Source organism: Amycolatopsis japonica (assembly GCF_000732925.1).
GTDB lineage: Bacteria > Actinomycetota > Actinomycetes > Mycobacteriales > Pseudonocardiaceae > Amycolatopsis > Amycolatopsis japonica.
The window spans coordinates 8836818-8857225 of the sequence record NZ_CP008953.1 but is presented as its reverse complement, the minus strand read 5'-3'; the positions used below and the strand labels follow the sequence as shown (position 1 = coordinate 8857225).

The 20408-nt window shown below is 69.4% G+C and carries 15 protein-coding genes; 11 read left to right on the top strand and 4 right to left on the bottom strand.

Features of this window, described 5'->3' with window-relative positions; translation table 11 throughout:
• Positions 1-35 precede the first annotated feature (35 nt).
• Positions 36-1118 (top strand): inositol-3-phosphate synthase, encoded by a 1083-nt coding sequence (locus tag AJAP_RS41270; protein WP_034314293.1) that lies wholly within the window; start codon positions 36-38, stop codon positions 1116-1118.
• Between the two features lie 92 nt (positions 1119-1210).
• Here the strand turns inward: AJAP_RS41270 and AJAP_RS41265 are convergent, their stop codons facing one another.
• Positions 1211-1846 (bottom strand): HAD family hydrolase, encoded by a 636-nt coding sequence (locus tag AJAP_RS41265; RefSeq protein WP_038521890.1) that lies wholly within the window; start codon positions 1844-1846, stop codon positions 1211-1213.
• A 77-nt stretch (positions 1847-1923) separates the two neighbouring features.
• Here AJAP_RS41265 and AJAP_RS41260 point away from each other — a divergent pair, with 77 nt between their 5' ends.
• The 8 genes from AJAP_RS41260 (at position 1924) to AJAP_RS41225 (ending at position 12927) form a co-directional block, all read left to right on the top strand.
• Complete coding sequence (locus AJAP_RS41260; protein WP_038521887.1) at positions 1924-2382, top strand: MarR family winged helix-turn-helix transcriptional regulator; 459 nt, start codon at positions 1924-1926, stop codon at positions 2380-2382.
• Positions 2372-3589 (top strand): MFS transporter, encoded by a 1218-nt coding sequence (locus tag AJAP_RS41255; RefSeq protein WP_038521885.1) that lies wholly within the window; start codon positions 2372-2374, stop codon positions 3587-3589. The genes AJAP_RS41260 and AJAP_RS41255 overlap by 11 nt, the downstream gene beginning before the upstream one ends.
• Positions 3590-3687: 98 nt before the next feature.
• The gene (locus tag AJAP_RS41250; protein WP_073845889.1) at positions 3688-5730 is read left to right on the top strand and encodes a PhoX family protein; all 2043 of its coding nucleotides are present in this window, start codon (positions 3688-3690) and stop codon (positions 5728-5730) included.
• 179 nt (positions 5731-5909) lie between these two features.
• Positions 5910-8012: a PhoX family protein gene (locus tag AJAP_RS41245; RefSeq protein WP_038521879.1), complete on the top strand. Its 2103-nt coding sequence runs from the start codon at positions 5910-5912 to the stop codon at positions 8010-8012.
• A 112-nt stretch (positions 8013-8124) separates the two neighbouring features.
• The gene (locus tag AJAP_RS41240; protein WP_228694819.1) at positions 8125-9735 is read left to right on the top strand and encodes a DUF7850 domain-containing protein; all 1611 of its coding nucleotides are present in this window, start codon (positions 8125-8127) and stop codon (positions 9733-9735) included.
• Between the two features lie 32 nt (positions 9736-9767).
• On the top strand, positions 9768-10385 hold the full coding sequence (locus tag AJAP_RS41235) for a class I SAM-dependent DNA methyltransferase (protein ID WP_038521877.1): 618 nt from the start codon (positions 9768-9770) through the stop codon (positions 10383-10385).
• Between the two features lie 53 nt (positions 10386-10438).
• A complete protein-coding gene (locus tag AJAP_RS41230) occupies positions 10439-12187 on the top strand; it encodes a hypothetical protein (RefSeq protein ID WP_038521874.1) in 1749 nt (582 codons plus the stop codon).
• Between the two features lie 53 nt (positions 12188-12240).
• Positions 12241-12927 carry an SDR family oxidoreductase gene (locus AJAP_RS41225; RefSeq protein WP_038521871.1) on the top strand — a complete coding sequence of 229 codons (687 nt, stop codon included), beginning with the start codon at positions 12241-12243 and terminating at the stop codon, positions 12925-12927.
• Between the two features lie 290 nt (positions 12928-13217).
• Here the strand turns inward: AJAP_RS41225 and AJAP_RS41220 are convergent, their stop codons facing one another.
• The 3 genes from AJAP_RS41220 to AJAP_RS41210 are packed head-to-tail and all read right to left on the bottom strand — an operon-like array spanning position 13218 to position 16982.
• Positions 13218-14525: an amidohydrolase family protein gene (locus tag AJAP_RS41220; protein ID WP_038521868.1), complete on the bottom strand. Its 1308-nt coding sequence runs from the start codon at positions 14523-14525 to the stop codon at positions 13218-13220.
• Positions 14526-14559: 34 nt separating this feature from the next.
• On the bottom strand, positions 14560-15210 hold the full coding sequence (locus AJAP_RS41215; RefSeq protein ID WP_038521866.1) for a response regulator: 651 nt from the start codon (positions 15208-15210) through the stop codon (positions 14560-14562).
• On the bottom strand, positions 15207-16982 hold the full coding sequence (locus tag AJAP_RS41210) for a sensor histidine kinase (protein ID WP_038521863.1): 1776 nt from the start codon (positions 16980-16982) through the stop codon (positions 15207-15209). Before AJAP_RS41210 ends, AJAP_RS41215 begins: the two co-directional genes overlap by 4 nt.
• Positions 16983-17281: 299 nt before the next feature.
• On the opposite strand from AJAP_RS41210, the gene AJAP_RS41205 reads away from it, so the two are divergent.
• Entirely contained in the window at positions 17282-17947 is a 666-nt protein-coding gene (locus AJAP_RS41205; protein ID WP_038521860.1) for an ABC transporter ATP-binding protein, read from the top strand.
• On the top strand, positions 17947-20196 hold the full coding sequence (locus AJAP_RS41200) for an FtsX-like permease family protein (protein WP_038521857.1): 2250 nt from the start codon (positions 17947-17949) through the stop codon (positions 20194-20196). Before AJAP_RS41205 ends, AJAP_RS41200 begins: the two co-directional genes overlap by 1 nt.
• Positions 20197-20408 lie beyond the last annotated feature (212 nt).

The window sequence follows — 20408 nt, the reverse complement described above, 5'->3', positions numbered from 1 at the left end:
CCTACAACTGTTGGACTAATGAAGGAGAAACCGGCATGGGCGAGAACCGCCGCGTTCGGGTGGCCATCGTGGGCGTCGGCAACTGTGCGGCCTCACTGGTCCAGGGCGTTCAGTACTACCGCGACGCGGATGCCGGCACCCGCGTGCCCGGGTTGATGCACGTCGTGTTCGGCGAGTACCACGTCCGCGACATCGAGTTCGTCGCCGCGTTCGACGTGGACGCCAAGAAGGTCAGCCGTGACCTGTCCGAGGCGATCTTCGCCAGCGAGAACAACACCATCAAGATCGCCGACGTGCCGCCGCTGGGCGTCACCGTGCAGCGCGGTCACACCTACGACGGTCTCGGCCGCTTCTACCGCGAGACCATCGAGGAATCCGACGAGACTCCGGTCGACGTCGTCGCCGCGCTGCGCGAGGCCGAGGTCGACGTGCTCGTCTCCTACCTGCCGGTGGGTTCCGAAGAGGCCGACAAGTTCTACGCGCAGGCGTGCATCGACGCCGGTGTGGCGTTCGTCAACGCGCTGCCGGTGTTCATCGCCTCCGACCCGGAGTGGGCGGAGAAGTTCCGCGCGGCCGGCGTCCCGATCGTCGGTGACGACATCAAGTCCCAGGTCGGTGCCACCATCACGCACCGCGTGCTGGCGAAGCTGTTCGAAGACCGCGGCGTCCAGCTCGACCGGACGATGCAGCTCAACGTGGGCGGGAACATGGACTTCCTGAACATGAAGGAGCTGGAGCGGCTCGAGTCGAAGAAGATCTCGAAGACCCAGTCGGTCACCTCGCAGGTCGACCGCGAGCTCGGCAAGGGCAACGTCCACATCGGGCCGTCCGACTACGTGCAGTGGCTCGACGACCGCAAGTGGGCCTACGTCCGCCTCGAAGGCCGTGCCTTCGGCGACGTGCCGCTGAATCTGGAGTACAAGCTCGAGGTGTGGGACTCGCCGAACTCGGCGGGCATCATCATCGACGCCGTGCGCGCCGCGAAGATCGCGAAGGACCGCGGCATCGGCGGCCCGATCCTCTCGGCTTCCTCGTACTTCATGAAGTCGCCGCCGGAGCAGTACGACGACGCGACCGCCCGCGACGAGGTGGAGAAGTTCATCGCCGGCGAGGCGTGACCCTCCCGGTCGCTCGCTAGGAACGGTCCTTTCCTTGCAAATTTTGCAAGGAAAGGACCGTTCCTAGCATTCGAGGGGCCGCTTAAACCCCTTCAGTCCTCCTGAAGCGCCGACGGCAGGTCCGTGATCACCGGGACCACCGTCGTCTGCTCCAGCACCGCCGGATCCGGCGGGAAATGCGGATTCGGCACCGCGTACACCGCCATCCCCGCCGCCAGCGCCGCGCGCAGCCCGTTCGTGGTGTCCTCCACGGCCGCGCAGTTCTTCGGCTCCGCGCCCAGCAGCTCGGCCGCCTTCAGGTACACGTCGGGCGCCGGCTTCCCCGCGCCGACCTGCTCAGATGAGACCGCCGTCGGCACCGGCAGCCGCGTGATGTCCAGGAACGCCTTGATCAGCAGCGGCGGCGACGAGCTCGCGATCGCCACCGGCCAGTGCTTCGCGACTTCGCGGACGACGCCCGGCGCGCCCGGAATGATCGGCGGCTTCTCCGCGTACCGCCGCGCCATCCGGTCGATCACCAGCTGCGCGACGTCCGAGGGCCGGAGCTGGACGCCGAGGTCGTGCGCCAGGTAGGCGGCCCATTCCGGGGTGCTCATCCCCTGCATGGCCCTGGTCGATTCCTCCCGCCAGGTGCCGTGGAACTCGTGGACGACCGCCCGGCGGACCTCGTCCCACATCTTTTCCGAATCCACCAGGACACCGTCGAGATCGAAGATCACCGCTTCCACACCCTCAACCCTAGGCGCTGGAAACCTGTGCGGCAGATTACTTAGCCATGCTCAGTAATTTTAGTTAGCATGGCTAAGTGACCACGAAAGTCGCCGATCTCGCCCACCGGCTCCGCCCGCTGGTGTTCCGGCTGTACTACCTCGTCCGCCGGGAGACGCCGCAGGTGCAGCTCACCCTCACGCAGGGTTCGGTGCTGTCGGAGCTGCTCAACGGCGGGCCGCGCCGGATGAGCACGCTCGCCGACCTGGAGCGGGTCCGGATGCCGACGATGACCGACGTCGTCCGCCGTCTCGAACGGCTGGGCCTGGTCAGCCGCCGTCGCGATCCCGCCGACGGCCGGGCCGTGCTCGTCGAGGTCACCGAGGTCGGGCAGCGCTTTCACCGGCGGTTGATCGTCGCGAGGGAGGAGTTCCTCCGCGAGCGGCTCCTCGAACTCGACGAGACCGACCGCATCGCGATCGAAGCCGCGCTCCCCGCTCTCACCAGGTTGCTGCACGAAGACAAGAAGGAGGAACTGATCCGCGATGAGCGCTGAGCCCCACTCGAGCCTGTTGGACGCCGTCAAAGGACAGCCCAAACAGGTATGGATCACCGCGTTCGCCGCGGTCATCGCGTTCATGGGCATCGGGCTGGTCGACCCGATCCTGCTGTCGATCGCGGAAGGCCTGAAGGCGACGCCGTCCGAAGTGACGCTGCTGTTCTCCAGCTACCTCGGCGTCCAAGCGGTCGCCATGCTGGTGACCGGCGCGATGAGTGCCCGGTTCGGGGCCAAGCGGACCGTGGTCGTCGGGCTGACGCTGGTCGTCGTCGCCACCGCACTGTGCGCCGCGTCCGGATCGATCGAGCAGCTCATCGGGCTGCGCGCGATCTGGGGGCTCGGCAACGCCTTCTTCATCGCGACCGCGCTTTCGGTGATCGTCGGCGCCGCGACCGGCGGCCAGGCGGGCGCGATCCTGCTGTACGAAGCCGCGCTCGGGGTCGGCCTCGCGGTCGGCCCGCTGCTGGGTGCCCTGCTCGGCAGCATCTCCTGGCGTGGTCCGTTCCTCGGCACTTCGCTGCTGATGCTGTGCGGTCTCGTGCTCTGCTCGATCTTCCTGACCGGTGACGCGAAGGAGAAGCGGCCGAAGATCCGCCTGCTCGACCCCTTCCGCGCGCTCAAGCACGGCGGGCTGCTGCGCACCTCGATCGGTTCCGCGCTCTACACGGCCGCGTTCTTCGTGGTGCTGGCCTGGTCGCCGTTCGTGCTGGAGTGGAGCGCCGTCGCCGTCGGCCTGATCTTCTGCGGCTGGGGCCTTTCGGTCGCCGTCGCGGGGGTGGTGCTGGCGCCGAAACTCGCCGCGAAGCTGGGCGAACGGCACGCGACCGTGGTCGCCGTCTTCGGGTACGCCGTGTTGCTGCTGATCATGGCGATCCCGAGCAAGCCGGTGCTGGTCGTCGGCATCATCCTGTCCGGTCTGGTGTCCGGCCTGCTCAACACGCTCTTCACCGGCACGGCCATGTCGATCAGCGGTGCCCCGCGTCCGGTCGCGAGTGCCGGGTACAACTTCTGCCGCTGGCTCGGCGGCGCGGTCGCCGCGACCGTCGTCGGTCACCTGGCCGAGTGGTTCGGTGCGAAGCAGGCGCCGTTCGTGATCGCCGCGGTCCTGTGCGTGCTCGCCGGAGCCCTGTTGACGATCCGCGAGAAGACCGCCGACCCGCACACGATCCCGGCCGAAGCGGTCCTCGTCGGCGAAGAGATGTAAATCGGAACAAAAGGTGAACACCGGACCAACGAGGGGTTTCCTCTCGTTGGTCCGGTGCCCTAGCGTCGACCTCCCGAACTGCAGATACGGAGGTCCGCGTGAAGTTCCTTCCGTTACTGGCCGGCCACTCACCAAGCCGGGCGTCAGTGACTTGTACCTATCGCTGTGGCGACGCGTGCTTCCACGACGCGCCGAACACGTCGGACAACCCCACCTTCGCCGACGTGCTCGGCGCGGTGAGCCGCCGTGGCGCGCTGAAGGCGACGGCCGTCGTCGCACTGGCCGCCGGGACGCCGCTCGCGCTCGCGGCGCCGGCGTCCGCCGCTCCCGAGGGGCGGCCGAAACCGCCACCCGGCACCGACTACAAACGGGTCCAGCCGAACACGCTCGACGCCGTCGTGGTGCCCGAGGGCTACGAGCAGGGCATCGTGATCCGCTGGGGTGACGCGGTTCTGCCCGGCGCGCCCGAATTCGACTTCGACCACCAGACCGCCGAGGCGCAGGCGAAGCAGTTCGGCTACAACTGCGACTTCGCCGCGCTGTTGCCGCTCGACCACTGGGGCCTCACGTCGCTCCTGGTCACGAACCACGAGTACACCTCGGAAGAGTTCATGTTCCGCGGTTACGACAAGGACAACCCGACCGAGGAACAGGTCAAGATCGCGTGGGCGGCCCACGGACTGACCGTCGTCCAGGTGTCGCGCGGACGCGACACCGGGCACCTGCGGCCGAAGATGTCCCGCTACAACCGGCGGATCACGCTGCACACGCCGTTCAAGGTGACGGGCCCCGCCGCGGGCAGCGATCTGCTCAAGACCGCCGCCGACCCCACCGGCACGGTGGTGCTGGGCACGATGAACAACTGCGCGGGCGGCGTCACGCCGTGGGGCACGATCCTGTCCGGCGAGGAGAACATCAACCAGTACTTCGGGAACGCCGAAACGGTGACCGATCCCGTGAAGCGCAAGCGCTACGCGCGGTACGGCATCAAGGGCACCGCCACCACCCGCAAGTGGGAGCGGTTCGACGCGCGCTGGGACATCGCCAGGGAACCGAACGAGGCCCACCGCTTCGGCTGGGTGATCGAGCTGGACCCGAACGATCCCGACAGCACCCCGGTCAAGCACACGCATCTCGGGCGGTTCAAGCACGAGACGGCGAACATCCGCGTCGCCAAGGACGGCCGCGTGGTCGCGTACTCCGGCGACGACGAACGCTTCGAGTACATCTACAAGTTCATCTCCAAGGGGCGCATGAAGCCGGGCGACAGCGCGCATGCCCGGCGCCACAACATGACCCTGCTCGACGACGGCACGCTCTACGTCGGCCGGTTCACCGGCGACAGCCCGGTCTCCGAGATCGACGGCACCGGGAAACTGCCCAGCGACGGCGAATTCGACGGCGGTGGCGAGTGGATCCCGCTGGCGTCCGGGAACAAGTCCTTTGTGGACGGAATGACCGCCGAAGAGGTGTACGTCTTCACCCGCGAGGCGGCCGACCGGGTGGGCGCCACGAAGATGGACCGTCCCGAGGACATCCAGGCCCATCCGTACACCGGCCGGATCTATTGCGCGCTCAGCAACAACGTCGAGCGTGGCAACCCCGGCAAGGAAGGCGCCACCGAGCCCAACCCGCGGCTGAACAACAAGCACGGTCAAGTGCTGGAGCTCGAAGAACGGCGCGGGGACGCGCTCGCGCTGACGTTCAGCTGGCGGCTTTTCCTGGTGTGCGGCGATCCGGCCTCGCCGGACACCTATTTCGCCGGCTTCCCCAAGGATCAGGTCTCGCCGATCTCCAGCCCGGACAACGTGGCCTTCGACCGGCACGGCAACCTCTGGATCTCCACCGACTCGGCGGGCGCCCTCGGCATCAACGACGGCCTCTACTCGGTGCCGCTGGAGGGCCGCAACCGCGGCGAGCTGAAGCTGTTCCTCACCGTGCCCCGCGGCGCGGAGACTTGCGGCCCGATCGTCGAGCGGAAGATCGTCACGGTCTGTGTCCAGCATCCGGGTGAAGTCGACGGCGCGAACGCCGACAAACCGGCCTCCCATTGGCCGGACGGCGGCGAAAACCAGCCCCGTCCCTCGGTGGTGGCGGTCTGGAAACCGGGCAGGCACGGGCTGTCCGACATCGGCTCCTAGTCGAAAAGCAACGATCTAGCAGTACTTTTGGTCGATGGCGCGCTACCGGGTCCGGCAGCGCGCCATCGCTCGTTCGCGCGCTGTTCATCTTCTGGCCAGGGCCGGATCGTTTTGGTCGCTTAACGTCACGGCGTTCCCCCGACTGGACTACGTGTACCCACCGCGACCATGGAGGCCCTGTGTCCTTCGAGCCTCAGCGGCTCCTGCCGTTGATCACCTCCCACCCCGGTGGCCGCTCCGCGGTCACCTGCGAGTACCGCTGCGGCAACGCGTGCGCCCACCCCGAGCCGAACACGTCGGACAACGAGTACTTCGGCGACGTCGTCAAGAACATGCTTTCCCGTCGTGGCGCGCTGAAGGCGAGCGCCGTGCTGGCCGCGACCGCCGGTGGTTTCGCCGCGCTGTCCGGTACGGCCGCCGCCGAGACCCCGGCTGACGTCTCCGCCGCCGGCCACGGCAAGCCGGGCCGCCCCGGGCGTCCGGTGCCCGGCACCGACTTCGAAGCGGTGCCGCCGAACACGCTCGACGCCATCACCATCCCCGAGGGTTACGACCAGCGCGTCGTCATCCGCTGGGGCGACGCGGTCGAATTCGGCGCCCCGAAGTTCGACTTCCGCAAGCAGACCGCGGCCGCGCAGGCGAAGCAGTTCGGCTACAACAACGACTTCGTCGGCCTGATCCCGCAGGATCCGCTGGGCATCCGCAACCTGCTGGTGGTGAACCACGAGTACACCACCGAGGTCCACATGTTCCCGGCCGACCAGTACGACCCGGCGAACCCGACCGAGGAGCAGGTCAAGATCGCGTGGGCCGCGCACGGCCTTTCGGTCGTCCAGGCCTTCCGCGACCCGATCGGCGGCGCGCTGCGCACCGTGCCGAGCCCGTTCAACCGCCGCATCACGCTGAACACAGCCTTCGAGGTGCGCGGCCCGGCGGCGGGCTCGAAGTTCCTCAAGACCTCCGCGGACCCGACCGGCCGCAAGGTCTTCGGCACGCAGAACAACTGCGCCGGCGGCGTGACCCCTTGGGGCACCGTGCTTTCCGGTGAGGAGAACGTCAACCAGTACTTCGCCAACGCGGCGAGCGTCACCGACCCGGTCGCGGCCGCGCGCCTGAAGCGGTACGGCTTCTCCGGTGCCGCCAGCACCCGTAAGTGGGAGCGGTTCGACAAGCGCTGGGACCTCGCGCAGGAGCCCAACGAGGCCAACCGCTTCGGCTGGGTCGTCGAGATCGACCCGAACGACCCGAACTCGACGCCGATCAAGCACACCGCGCTCGGCCGGTTCAAGCACGAGGCCGCGAACGTCAAGATCACCAAGGACGGCCGCGTCGCCGTCTACTCCGGTGACGACGAGCGCTTCGAGTACATCTACAAGTTCGTCTCCAAGGGCAAGTACAAGCCGGGCAAGAGCGCGCACGCGCGCCGCCACAACTCGGCGCTGCTCGACGAAGGCACCCTGTACGTCGCCCGCTTCACCGGCGACAGCCCGGCCGCCGAGATCGACGGCACCGGCAAACTGCCGTCGGACGGCGAATTCGACGGCGTCGGCGAGTGGATCCCGCTGGCCGCGGGGAATCAGTCCTTTGTGGACGGTTTCACTGCCGAAGAGGTCTACGTGTTCACCCGGCAGGCTGCGGACAAGGTCCAGCCGACCAAGATGGACCGGCCCGAGGACATCGAACCGAACCCGGTCAACGGCCGGATCTACGCCGCGCTGACCAACAACAGCCAGCGTGGCCCCGCCGGCAAGGCGAACGTCGACGAGCCGAACCCGCGGCCGAACAACCGCAACGGCCATGTCCTCGAGTGGGAAGAGGACCGAGGCGACGCCGCGTCGACGAAGTTCTCCTGGCGGCTCCTGCTGGTCTGCGGTGACCCGAAGACGGCGGACACCTACTTCGGCGGTTTCCCGAAGGAGCAGGTCAGCCCGATCTCCTGCCCGGACAACGTCGCGTTCGACCGGCACGGCAACCTGTGGATCTCCACCGACGGCAACGCGCTCGGCTCCCACGACGGGCTGTTCTCGGTGCCGGTCGACGGTCCGGAACGTGGGCACGTCAAGCAGTTCCTGTCGGTCCCGGTCGGCGCGGAATGCTGCGGCCCGGTGGTGACCGACCACCTGGTGCTCGTCGCCGTGCAGCACCCGGGTGAGGACGCGGACAGCTCCGCGAACCCGACGTCGCACTGGCCGGACGGCGGCACTTCGCAGCCGCGGCCGGCGATCGTGTCGGTGTGGAAGAAGGGCCGCTGGGGCCAGGTCGGCCGCATCGGCGTCAAGTAGTGCCTTCCGGCGCCCCGATCACTCTCGGCGAGACTTGTTCTCCCTGATCGGGGCGCCGGACGACACCGTTCGGTGATGACGGAAGCCGGTCGCGCTCATTAGCTTCAGCCCTGTGAAAAGGGCACTGGTGTTCATCGCGGCAGGCGCGCTCGTCTCCGGCTTCGTCCCTTCGTACGCGCAGGCGACGACCGTCCCGTCCGGCTGCACCGGCGGCGCCGCGCCGAACCCGAGCGTCGAGCAGGGCAGCCCGCCCGCCGGATACACGTTCAGCCCGGCCGCCCCGGTGCCACCGGGCACGCCGAGGAGCAAGCAGCCCCGGCTGTCGACGGCGAGTGGCTACCAGCCCGATGGCGGCAGATACGCCCTGATCGCGACCCCGGACAAGATGGTCAGCACCGCCTACGCGGCGCTGAAGTTCGTGCCCGGCGCCGTCTACACGCTGACCGACTGGACCGGCACGAACGTCCAGCGCACGGACGCCGTCCAGGAAACAGGACTGCGGTTCTACGACGGTTCTGGCAAGGTCGTCCTGGAGAACAAGCTCAAGGTCACGCATGCCGTCGAAACCGACGGCGCGCTGGCGCGGCAGGACTTCCCGCCGTCCACCGCCCCGCCGTCGGCCGGCTCCGTGAAGTTCTTCGCCGCAACCGACCGCAACTGGGTGATGTGGGACTGCGTCCACCTGCAGGTCGCCTCGTTCTCGGCGAAGGCGGAGGTGCGGGATCCGGCGAGCGGCGCCTGGGGCGCCACGGCCACCATCGAGGCGGGTACCACCGCGAACTACCGGTTCACGGTCACCAACGACGGCACCACGACGCTGACCGACATCAAGGTCGACGACCCGTACTGCGACGTGAAACCCGCGCCGATCGCGAGCCTCGAAAGCGGCAAGTCCGCGACCGTCACCTGCGACCACAAGAACGTCACCGAAGCGGACAACGGCCACGTCAGCACCGTGACCGTCTCCAGCGGCACCCTGCCGAAGAAGACCGCGACCACCACCATCAAGGTCACCCCGCCGCCCGCGATCGACGAGATCGGCGAGTTCGTCTGGGACGACGTCGACCGGAACGGCCTGCAGGACGCCGGGGAGCCGGGCGTCCAGGGCGTGAAGGTGACGTTGAAGGACGCGTCGGGCAAGGCGCTCGGGACGATCACCACGGACGCCGGCGGCAAGTACCGCTTCACCAAGCTGAAGGACGGCATCTACCAGGTCTGCTTCGACATCGCCGGGCTTCCGTTCACGTATACGGCCAAGGACGCGGGCGACGACACGAAGGATTCGGACGCCGACCCGGCGACCGGCTGCACCGCGACCACCACCGTCGGCCCGCGTAAACGCGTCGACCTGACGCTCGCGGCGGGGCTGAACGCGCCGACGAGCAGGCTGGGCGACTTCGTGTGGCTGGACAAGGACAAGGACGGCCTCCAGAGCCGCGACGAACTCGGCGTCCCGGACGTGAAGGTGACTTTGAAGGACGCGTCGGGCAAGGAGGTCGGCTCGGCCGTCACCGGGCCGGACGGGCGGTACGCCTTCGAGCGGCTGGCTCCGGGCTCGTACCAGGTGTGCTTCGACGTCGGCTCGCGTCAGCTGACCCGATCCGGTGCCGCGCACCACGACGGCACGGATTCGGCGGCGGATCCCGCGACCGGGTGCACGCCGGTGGCCGCGGTGGCGGCGCCGGAGGATCTGACCAGGGACGCAGGGCTGCTCGAACCGTGAATTGTCGGTGGGTGCCGCTAGCGTCGCCCACCGTGACCACTCATCTCGACGCCACCCGCGAGTCCTACGACACCGTCGCCGAGGATTACGCCGCGCTGATCGGCCCGCGCTTCGACCAGGAGCCGATCAGCCGCGCGATGCTGGCCGCGTTCGCCGAACAGGTACGCGGCCCGGTCGCCGACGTCGGTTGCGGACCTGGCCACGTCACCGCCCACCTGGCGTCGCTCGGCCTCGACGTCACGGGTGTCGACTTGTCGCCGAAAATGATCGAAGTGGCTCGTCGTCAGTTCCCTGACCAGCGGTTTTCCGTCGGATCGATGACGGCCTTGGATTTCCGCGACGGCTCGTTGGACGGTCTCGTCGCCTGGTGGTCGATCTTCCATCTGCCGCCGGAGGTGCTCCCCGACGTCTTCGCGGAGTTCCGCCGCACGCTCGCGCCCGGAGGCCGTCTGCTGGTCGGATTCCACGTCGGTGACGAGCGGCTGAGTCCGGAAAAGGCGTACGGCCACCCCGTCAGCTACGACGCCTACCTGCTGGATCCCGGCCGGATCGCCGACCTGCTGGGTCTGGCCGGTTTCGAGGTCGCCGCGCGGCTGATCATGGAAGGGAGGAAATGGCCACAGGCCTGCCTGTCCGCCCGGGCGGTTTGACGCGCGGGCCGCGGACCTGATCTCCTGCGCACGCAACCGAGCCGGGCGGGGTCATGACGCAGACGAACACGACCACGGGTGAGAACACGCCCGACTGGCCTTCGCGCGCCTGGTTCCGCCGGCCGTCGACCTGGACGTGGTTCGGGTTCGGCCTGGTGCTGATGGTCTACGCCGACCTGGCCTGGCGCCGTCGCTGGATGAGCGACGACGGGCTGATCGTGCTGCGGACGGTTCGCCAGATCCTCGCGGGCAACGGGCCGGTGTTCAACATCGGCGAACGCGTCGAGACGAACACCAGTCCTTTGTGGACGGCGGTGCTGAGCGTGCTCGGGCTGATTCCGGGCGTGCCGCTGGAGTGGATCTCCGTGGTTACCGGACTGGTCTTCTCCGTCGTCGGGCTGTTCTTCGGCCTGGACGGCGCCCGGCGGCTCTACCAGCCGCTGGCGTTCCATGGCCTCGCGCCCGCCGGGGCGCTGGTGGTCTGCGCGCTGCCGCCGTTCCGAGACTTCGCGACGTCCGGGCTGGAGACCGGCCTGATCACTCTGTGGCTGGGTGGCACCTGGTGGCTGCTCGTCCGCCGTGCGTCCACAGTGGACGATCTGCGCAGCTGGCCGGTCGCGCTGGTCGCCGGTCTCGGGCCGTTGGTGCGGCCGGATCTCGCGCTGTTCAGCGTCGTCGCCTTGGTGGCGCTGCTCGTGCTGCTGCGTCCGGGACGTCGTCGTGCGCTGGGCCTGCTGGCCGTGGCGGGCGCGCTCCCGTTGGCGTATCAGGTGTTCCGCATGGGCTACTACGGTCTGCTGACGCCGAACACCGCCCTGGTCAAGGAAGCGTCGGAGGTGAACTGGGCCCGCGGCTGGGCCTATCTGGTGGATCTCGTCCAGCCGTACTGGCTGTGGCTCCCGTTGCTGGTGCTCGCGGTCGCGGCCGCCACGGTTTCGTCCACTGTGGACAAGACGTTCGTGGTGCTCACCGCGGTCCCGCTCGTCGGCGCGGTGCTGCTCGCGGGGTACGTGATCCGCGTCGGCGGGGATTTCATGCACGGGCGCATGCTGCTCCCGGCGCTGTTCTGCCTGCTGTTGCCCGTGCTGGCCTTGCCGGTGACGAGGCTGACCGTGGCATTCCTGGTCGTCGTCGGGATTTGGGCGTTCGTGGCCGCCGCGTCGCTCCGCCCGGCGTCCTCGGCTTCTCCGCGCGCCGTCGGCGTCACGGACGAGCGGTCGTTCTGGTCGCGGTCGATCGGGCACGAACACCCGGTCCTGGCCGGCGACTACGCCGACCACCCGTTGATGCCGTCGGCGCTGGAGGCCATTCACGGCGTGGTCGGCCCTGCGGTGCTGGTCCAGGACTACGCGACCAGGCGCTGGTACGCGTACCCGACGGACCGGCCGTACGTCACCGTCGCGGCGGACAGCATGGGCGCCCTCGGCCTCCTGATCCCGCTCGATGTGCGGCTGCGCGACGGCTACGGCCTCGCCAACCCGTTCGCCGCGCATTCGACGTCGCTCCCCAACGGCCGCCCCGGTCACCAGAAATGGCTGCCGCCGGTCTGGGAACTGGCGAACTCCGCCCGCCTCCCGATCGCCGAAGGCGGCCCGGCCCGCGCCGAGGACGTCGCCGCCGCCCGAGCCGCACTCGACTGCCCTGCCCTTCGCGCGATCGACGCTTCGGTGCGCGACCCGCTCACCGCCGCCCGCTTCGCGGACAACTTCGCCGGTTCCTTCACGCGCGGCTCCGTACGATTCCCGCGGGTCGCCACCCCTCCCGTCGTGTGCGCCCTCCAATCACGCGAGTTCGCCTTCTAATCACGCGAGTTCCGCTTTCGAGCACGTGAGACCGCCGTACTAGCGTGGCGGGTATGGCTGATCTCCCCCTGGCTCTCGTCACCGGTGCCACCCGCGGCATCGGTGCCGCGACCGCCCGCGCGCTCGCTCCGACCCACCGGTTGCTGCTCGGCGGTCGCGACGCCGACGCGCTCGGCGAACTCGCGGAGACGCTGCCCGACGCGCGGCCGTGGCCGATCGACCTGACCGACGACGAGGCACTGGAAACCGCGACGGCCGAATTCGGCGCGCTGGACGTGCTGGTGCACTCGGCGGGCGTGGCGCGGCTCGGCACGGTCGAAACCGCGACCGACGCCGACTGGCGGGCGAACTTCGAGGTCAACGTGCTCGCGGTCGTCACACTGACCAGGCGGCTGCTGCCCGCGCTGCGTGCTTCGAAGGGGCACGTCGTCGTGATCAACTCGGGTGCCGGGCAGAACGCCCGCCCGGGCTGGGGCCCGTACGCCGCGAGCAAATTCGCCGTCCGTGCCTTCGCCGACTCGCTGCGGGAGGAGGAGTCCGCGCTTCGGGTGACGTCGATCTACCCCGGCCGCACGGACACCGAAATGCAGCAGGCGATCATCGCCGACGAGGGCCGCGCGTACGAGCCGGAACGCTTCCTGCGCCCCGAATCCGTCGCGGCCGCCGTCCTCGCCGCGGTCTCGGCGACCGGTGACGCGCACCCGACCGAGGTGACCCTGCGGCCGCGGGGCCTGGTCTGACGCGCCTTCGTTGCTCGCTTGTGTGTTCCCAATGTCGCATTCGAGACGCTCAGCGTCCCAAATGCGACATTGGGAACCCCAGCACAGCGCCCTAATGCCCCCAATGTGGCAACAGGGCCACTCAACGTCCCCAATGCCACATCGGGCGCCCCGGCCCAGTTATCCACAGCACCGCCCCATTGTGGACAACCAGCCCCTGAACAGCACTTTTTCCCAGGCCCCAGCCCCCACCCCCGATAGACTGGCTTCGGGGCCGCCCCCCGGGACGGGTGGGGGGCTGGGTAGGTGAGTCAAGAGCGAAGGCGTGCGGCGGTGTCGGCGACTTCGGCTTGTACTTGGGCGCGGTCCACTCGCAGGGATTCGCCGTCGCCGACGACCTGCTCACCGGCGACCCACACGTCGCGCACGCGGCGTGAGCCGGCGGCCCACACCAGGTTCGAGAGCAGCTGCACGTCCGGCACGTCGATGCCGGCCGCGAAGGCCGGGTCGTCGAGGTCGACGTGCACCATGTCCGCCCACCGGCCGGTTTCCAGCGCGCCGATGTCGGTCCTGCCCAGCGCGTCCGCGCCGCCGCGGGTGCCGAGCAGGAACGCGTCGGCCGCGGTCAGCACGGTCGAGTCGCCGGTCGCGAGGCGCGCGAACATCGCGGAGAGCTGCAGCTCCTCCCACAGGTCGATGTCATCGTTCGACGCCGGGCCGTCCGTGCCGAGCCCGACGGCGACGCCCGCCTTGCGAAGCTCCGTCACGCGTGCGATGCCCGAAGCGAGCTTCGCGTTCGAGCCCGGGCAGTGCGCCATCCCGACACCGCGCGCGGCGAACAGTGCGATGTCCTCGTCGGACAGGTGGATGGCGTGCGCGGCCAGCGTCCGGCCCCGCAGCATCCCGACCTTCTCCAGCAGCGCGGGCACCGAGCCGTGCGCTTCACGCTGCTTGACGTCTTCGAGCGCCGCCTCGGCCACGTGGATCTGCACCAGCGCGCCCCGCTCGGCCGCCGATTCCGCGGTCGCCCGCAGCGCCTCCTCGTTCAGCATGTACGCCGAGTGCGGCCCGTAGCCGACCTCGATCCGGTCGCCCGGCCCGAACCGCAGGCCGTCGGTGTCGATCCAGCGTTCGATGCTCTTCAGCATCGCGCGCCAATCCATCCCCGGCAGTTCCATGATCGGCGGAGCCAGCACCACACGGCCACCGGTGGTGAGCACCGCGTCGGCGAGCTGCTCGCCTTCGAAGTACATCTCCGCACTCGTCGTGACACCGTGCCGCAGCATCTCGACCGAGCCCAGCAGCATCCCGGTGCGGATGTCGGCCGGCTTCAGCTTCGCTTCGGTCGGCCAGATGATCTCGGTCAGCCACGGCAGCAGCGGCAGGTCGCCGCCCATCCCGCGCAGCAGCGTCATCGGGCTGTGCGCGTGCGCGTTGACCAGACCGGGCAGGAGGATACCGCTCAACCGGGTCACGGGAGCGGACGTTCCGGGCGCCTCGGAAGCGGGACCGACATGGGTGATACGCCCCGCCTCGTCCACGTCGACCACGGCGTCACGCAGCAACGAGCAGGCGGGGTCGGCGGGGAGAACGACGGGAGCGTGGAAACGGCGTTGCATGACCCGAGCTTACGGGTGCCGTTTATCGCGCCGCTCAGTCCACAACTCCGCTCCGCCACGCCCACGCCGCGATCTCCACCCGGTTCCGCGCACCGACCTTTCCCTGCACCGACGCCAGATGCGTCTTCACCGTCGACAGCGACAGGAACAGCTCGGCCCCGATCTCGGTATTCGTCAGCCCCTTCGCGGCCGCCTTCACGACGTCCAGCTCCCGCGCGGTCAGCGGCTCCGAAGGCGGGCTGACGTCGCGTTTCACCGTCCCGCCGTCGAAATGCTTCAGCAGCCGGACGGTGATCTGCGGCGACACCAGCGCGTCCCCGCGCGCGGCCGCGCGCACGGCTTCGATCAGCAGCGCCGGCCCGGCGTCCTTCAACAGGAAACCGCTCGCACCGTTCCGCAGCGCGGTGTGCACGTACTCGTCGAGGTCGAACGTCGTCACCACCACGACCTTCAGCGGATCGGTGACATCCGGGCCCGCCAGCTGCTTGGTGACCTCGAGCCCGTCGATCCCGGGCATGCGGATGTCCAGCAGGCAGACGTCCGGCCGCAGTTCTCGCGCCTTCGCGACCGCCGAGACACCGTCCGCCACGTCGGCGACCACCTCGATGTCGTCCTGCGCGTCCAGGATCATCCGGAAGCCGATCCGCACCATGTCCTGGTCGTCGGCGATCAATACCCGGATCACTCTTCTCCTTCAAGTGGTAGCCACGCTTCGACGCGCCATCCGCCGCCCGGCGCCCGCCCGGCGGAGAGCCGGCCGTGCAGCAGGGCGACCCGTTCGCGCATGCCGATCAGACCGTAGCCGCCCGACCCGCCCGCCGGACGCCGCTGGGGTTCGCGTCCGTCATCGGTCACCTGGAGGTGCAGTTCGTTCCCGGACACCTCGGCGATGACCAGCGCCTCTTTCGCCCCCGACGCGTGCTTGCCGACGTTCGTCAGCGACTCCTGCACCAGCCGCAACGCCGACCGTCCGACCTCGTGCGGCACGTTCGACGGCAGTTCGAGCTTCATCGACGTCTTCACGCCGTGGTTCGACCGTTCGATCAGCGTCCGCAGATCGGCGGCGAGATCGGTGGTGGCCTGTTCGCTGAACTCGCTGCTCCCGGCCGGGGCGTCGCCGCGCATACTCCGCACGAGCCGCCGCATCGCCGCCAGCGCCTCCACCCCGGCGTCCTCGATGCGGCCCATCGCCTCGACCGCGACCTGCGGATTCTTCTCGCCCATCATCTTCGCCGCCTGCGCCTGCACGACGATCCCGGTGACGTGGTGGGCGACGACGTCGTGCAGTTCCCGCGCCAGCGCCATCCGTTCCGAGGTCTGCGCGTCACTGATCGCCGACTGGATGACCTGCGTCCGCTCCGAATCCCGCGAACGCAACGCCAGGCCGACCGCCACCGAGATACCGAGCAGCAGCACCGCCGCGACGGCGAGCCCGGCGATCTCGTCCGGGTCGGTCATCAGCCTGGGGCCCGGCCGTTTGGTGTTGAGGATCGAGGCCACGGCGACCACGGCCGAAAGCCCCGCGATCCGGGACACGGCCTTGCTCAGCCCGACCGCCCGGACCAGGGTGACGACCAGCCCCATCCCCGCGACGATCTGCGTCCCCGGCACCCCGCCGGGCGTGGCGTAGTCGTAGCGGAGCCGCAGGAACGGCGTCACCAGAGCGGAAAGCAGCATGACCGCGGTGAGCGCGACCATCGCGTCGGCGGGCCGTCGCGGCGCCGCGACCGCGATGATCGCCGCGACGATCGAGCAGACCAGGATCGGGAAACCGTGCGCCCCGCTCTCGTAGGTGAAGCCGAACTCCAGGATCAGCGCGACACCCAGCAGACCGATGAGCGGCCATTGCCCCATCACCAGCTTGTTGAGCTTCTGCAGCTTTTCGTAGCGTTTCGGATGCGCCGTGCGGTCGCGGCCGGGGATCGCGAAGATCAGCGTGCCGCCCAGCAGGATGCCGCCGAACAGCATCGCCTGCGCCATCGTGCCGTTCGAATCGCTGCCGTAGAAGTACCGCCCGGACACCGCGGTCAACGTGGCCAGCACCAGACCCGAGATCACGGCGAAGGCGACACCCGGTCGCGTCCGGCGCGCGGCGTAGAACAGGATCTCGACCCCCGCCACCACCTCGGTGATGGACAGATGCGCGAGCACGCTCGAGTAGGTCGGGATGTTGAAGTACCGGACGACCAGCGTGTACGCCACCAGCACGACCGAGGCGGCGACGGCGGCGACGGCGGCCCTCTTCTGCGCCCAGAGCGCGCAGAACACCATCGCGAAAATGCCGGGGAACAGCAGGAGATCGATGCCGCGGGGGCCCGTGTCGTCGAAGGCCGCGTCGGTCACGAAGACCAGGTCGAACGCGAGCGCGGCCAGCAGGACGACGGCGGGCATGCCGATACGTCGCGCGAGCGCACTCACCCGCGCGGTGAACTTGTTCTGGGCCGGACCTGCTGTCACACCGTGACGGTAGAGGATCGGCCGCCGTCCGCACCTTGGCCGACCGGCCCGAGCCGGGTCGGCCGATCGGCCGATGCGCGGGTGATCAGCACTGGCCGTCTGCCCGAAGTGGACAGACGGCGGTTTCGCAAAGCTGATCGAGGCTGAAGTGACCGAGGTCTTTTGATCTTTTGAAGTCGCGCCCCTGTTGACCGTCAGGTCCCGTGATCGTGATGGCAGGGCGCCTTTGAGTGGGAGGTAACGTGAATTCCGAAGCAGCGCCCTGGCAGCACGATCACGGCAGGCGCGATGACGGCGCAGTGCTTTCGGGCCGCGGGCTGGTGAAGCGGTACGGCACACAGCACGCGCTGGCCGGGATCGACATCGACATCCAGGCGGGTGACGCGGTCGCCATCGTCGGGCCCTCCGGCTCGGGCAAGACCTCCCTGCTGCACGTGCTCGCCGGGATCCTCCGCGCCGACTCCGGGCAGATCTTCCTGGCGGGCCAGCGCGTCGACCAGCTCAACGAGCGCAAGCGCAGCGAACTGCGGCGCACCGAGTTCGGCTTCGTGTTCCAGTCCGGGATGCTCGTCGCCGAACTGAGCGCCGAAGAGAACGTCGCGCTGCCGTCACTGCTGGGTGGCAAGGGGCGCAAGGAATCCATCGAAGCCGGCCGCGAATGGCTGGCGAAGCTCGGCCTAGCGGGCAAGGAGAAGCGCCGCCCCGGCGAGCTTTCCGGCGGTGAGGCGCAGCGCGTCGCGATCGCCCGCGCGCTGACACACCGGCCGAAGGTGATCTTCGCCGACGAGCCGACCGGCGCGCTCGACACCCGCACCGGCCGCGCCACGATGGACGCGCTGCTCGCCGCTGCCGCCGACAGCGGCGCCGCGGTGATCGTGGTGACCCATGACCGCGAGCTCGCCGAAGCCATGCCGCGCACCGTCTCCATCCGGGACGGTCTGATCGCGACGAGGTTGGCCGCGTAATGAACAGCTTCCAGCTGGCCATGCGGGTGCTCCGGGTCGACCGCCGGACCCGCACGTCGGCCATCCTCACCGCGGTCGGGGTCGCCGTCGCGACCAGTCTGGTGCTCCTGCTCGCCTCTCTTCCCGGTGCCACGCAGGCCCGTTCGCAGCGGGCGATCTGGCAGGACATCGGCAGCTACTACTCCCAATCCGGGGAGAGCCAGCGCCCGGCGCCGCTGCTCATGGCGTCGAACAAGGACTACTCGGGCGATCGCGAGATCATCCGCGTCGACATCGCCCTGACCGGTACCGCGCCGATGCTCAGCCTGCCGCCGGGCATCCCGAGGTTGCCCGGTCCCGGCGAGTCGATCGTTTCGCCCGAACTCGGGAAACTGATCCAGTCCGCGCCGCAGGCGCAGCTCGGGGACCGGTTCGGCAAACTCGTCGACGCCCTCGGCCCCGAATCGCTGATGTATCCGGAGCAGCTGGTCGCCGTCGTCGGCCACACCCCGGAGACGATGCCGCAGACGGCGCTCGCCGCGGACGGCTTCCCCAACAAGCAGGCGAAACCCGACCCGATGCTCGAACTGCTCGCCTGGGTCGGCGTCATCGTCCTGCTCGTGCCGAGCCTGGTGCTCGTCGCGTCGTCGGCGAGGCTCACCGCCGCACGGCGTGAGCTGCGGATGGCCGCGCTCCGGCTCGCCGGGGCGACTCCCGGTCAGGTGACGAAGATCGTCGCCGCCGAAACGGCGTTGTCCGCGACCGTCGGCGCGTTGCTCGGCATCCTCGTGGCGCCCGCGCTGCAGGGGCTCTCCACGTTCGTCCCCTGGGCGGGCGGGACCTGGCTCGCGTCGGACTTCAGCCTGTCGGTCGGCTCGACCATCGCGGTCGCCATCGCGATCCCGCTGCTGGTCGTCCTCGCCGGGGTCCTCGGCATCCGCCGCGTGCTGAAGACGCCGCTGTTCGCGGCCTCGGCGCACGCTCGCAAGCCGCTGCACTGGTGGCGCTTGCTGGCGGTCCCCGTGGCCGGTGCCTTCTTCCTCTTCGCGATCACCCAGGACAACGCCAGCCTGCCGATGGTGATGCTCGGACTGTTCCTGCTGGTCGGCTCGGCCGCGATCATCGGACCGTGGGTCACCTCGGCGGTCGGCGGCACGTTCGTCCGGATTTGGCGCAAACCGGCGTCGTTGCTGGCCGGGCGCAGGCTCCGCGACGACCCGAAGAGCGCCTACCGCGCCACCGCGGGTGTCGTGCTCGCCGTCTTCACCGGCTCGATGGCGCTCACCCTGCTGCCCTCGTTCGAGTCGATGGCGGGTGGCGGCCGGACCTTCAAGGACAACGTCCTCTACGCCCAATCCGACGCGACCCAGGCACGGCAGGTCGCCGACCGGACCAACGCGTCCCTCGCCCGCTACGGGATCACCGAGAAGGCCGTCTCGGTCGGGCAGGTCTACCTGTCCACCGGCGAACCGGGCACCCGCTCGCAGAATCTGAGCCGGGCCTTCGTGATGACCTGTGAGGACGCCTCGAAACTCCTGCGGGTGAACATCGGCGGCTCCTGCCGGCCGGGTCCGGCGATCTACAGCAGGTACGCCATCAACCCGGCGGAGTACCGCGTGCTGTCGGAGTACGACAAGGCCGGTCCGCAGCTGGATCCGAAGGCCCCCGTCCACCTCTTCCCGCAGGGTGACGAGGACACGTCCAGCACGATCGTCATCGACCCGGCCCTGGTGCCCGCAGGGGTCACGCCGGAACGCTTCGACGTGATCGTGCCGACGACCCGGGACAACGGCGAGGTCGTGCGGACCGCGCTGGTCGGCGCGGCCCCCGGCCAGGAGGTCGGCAGCCGCGGCCTGCACCTGATCGGCCAGCAGCAGGAGCTCGGCGACCTGCGCCGGGTCACCGTCATCGGCCTGATCGCCGCCGGCGTGCTCGCCGGCTGCAGCGCGGCCGTGGCGACCGCGGGTTCGGTGATGGACCGCCGCCGCACCTTCGGGGCGCTCATCGCGGCCGGGACACCGGTCCGGGTGCTGGCGAGGGCGTTGCGGATGGAAGCGGCCCTGCCCGCGATGGTGGCCACCATCGGCGCGGGTGTGGTCGGGATCGGAGTCGGCATGGGGCTCTACAGCCTGGTCGAGAAGGAGTCGGTCGTGCTGAGCCCGTGGCTGCTGGCGCCCGTGGTGCTGGGAATCGGGGTGGCGTTGCTCGGGGCATCCGTCTCGACCCCGGCGCTCAAGCGGGTGCAGTCGGAGCCCTTGGCCGACGAATAGAAAAAAGGTTCGCCCGAATGGCGTCATGGCGCCTGGGCGGGCAGGTCTCGTGGGTGGAGTCGGGTGATCACATCCACGAGGCCGGGTGCCCGGTCGTCTCTCTGTCGGGGGAGGGACGAACGGGCACCGGGGACGCGCAGGGGGCGTTCCAAGGCACGGGGGTGTGAAGAAAGGGCCGGTCAGGGGACGTGGGGACGTCCTGACCGGCCCTT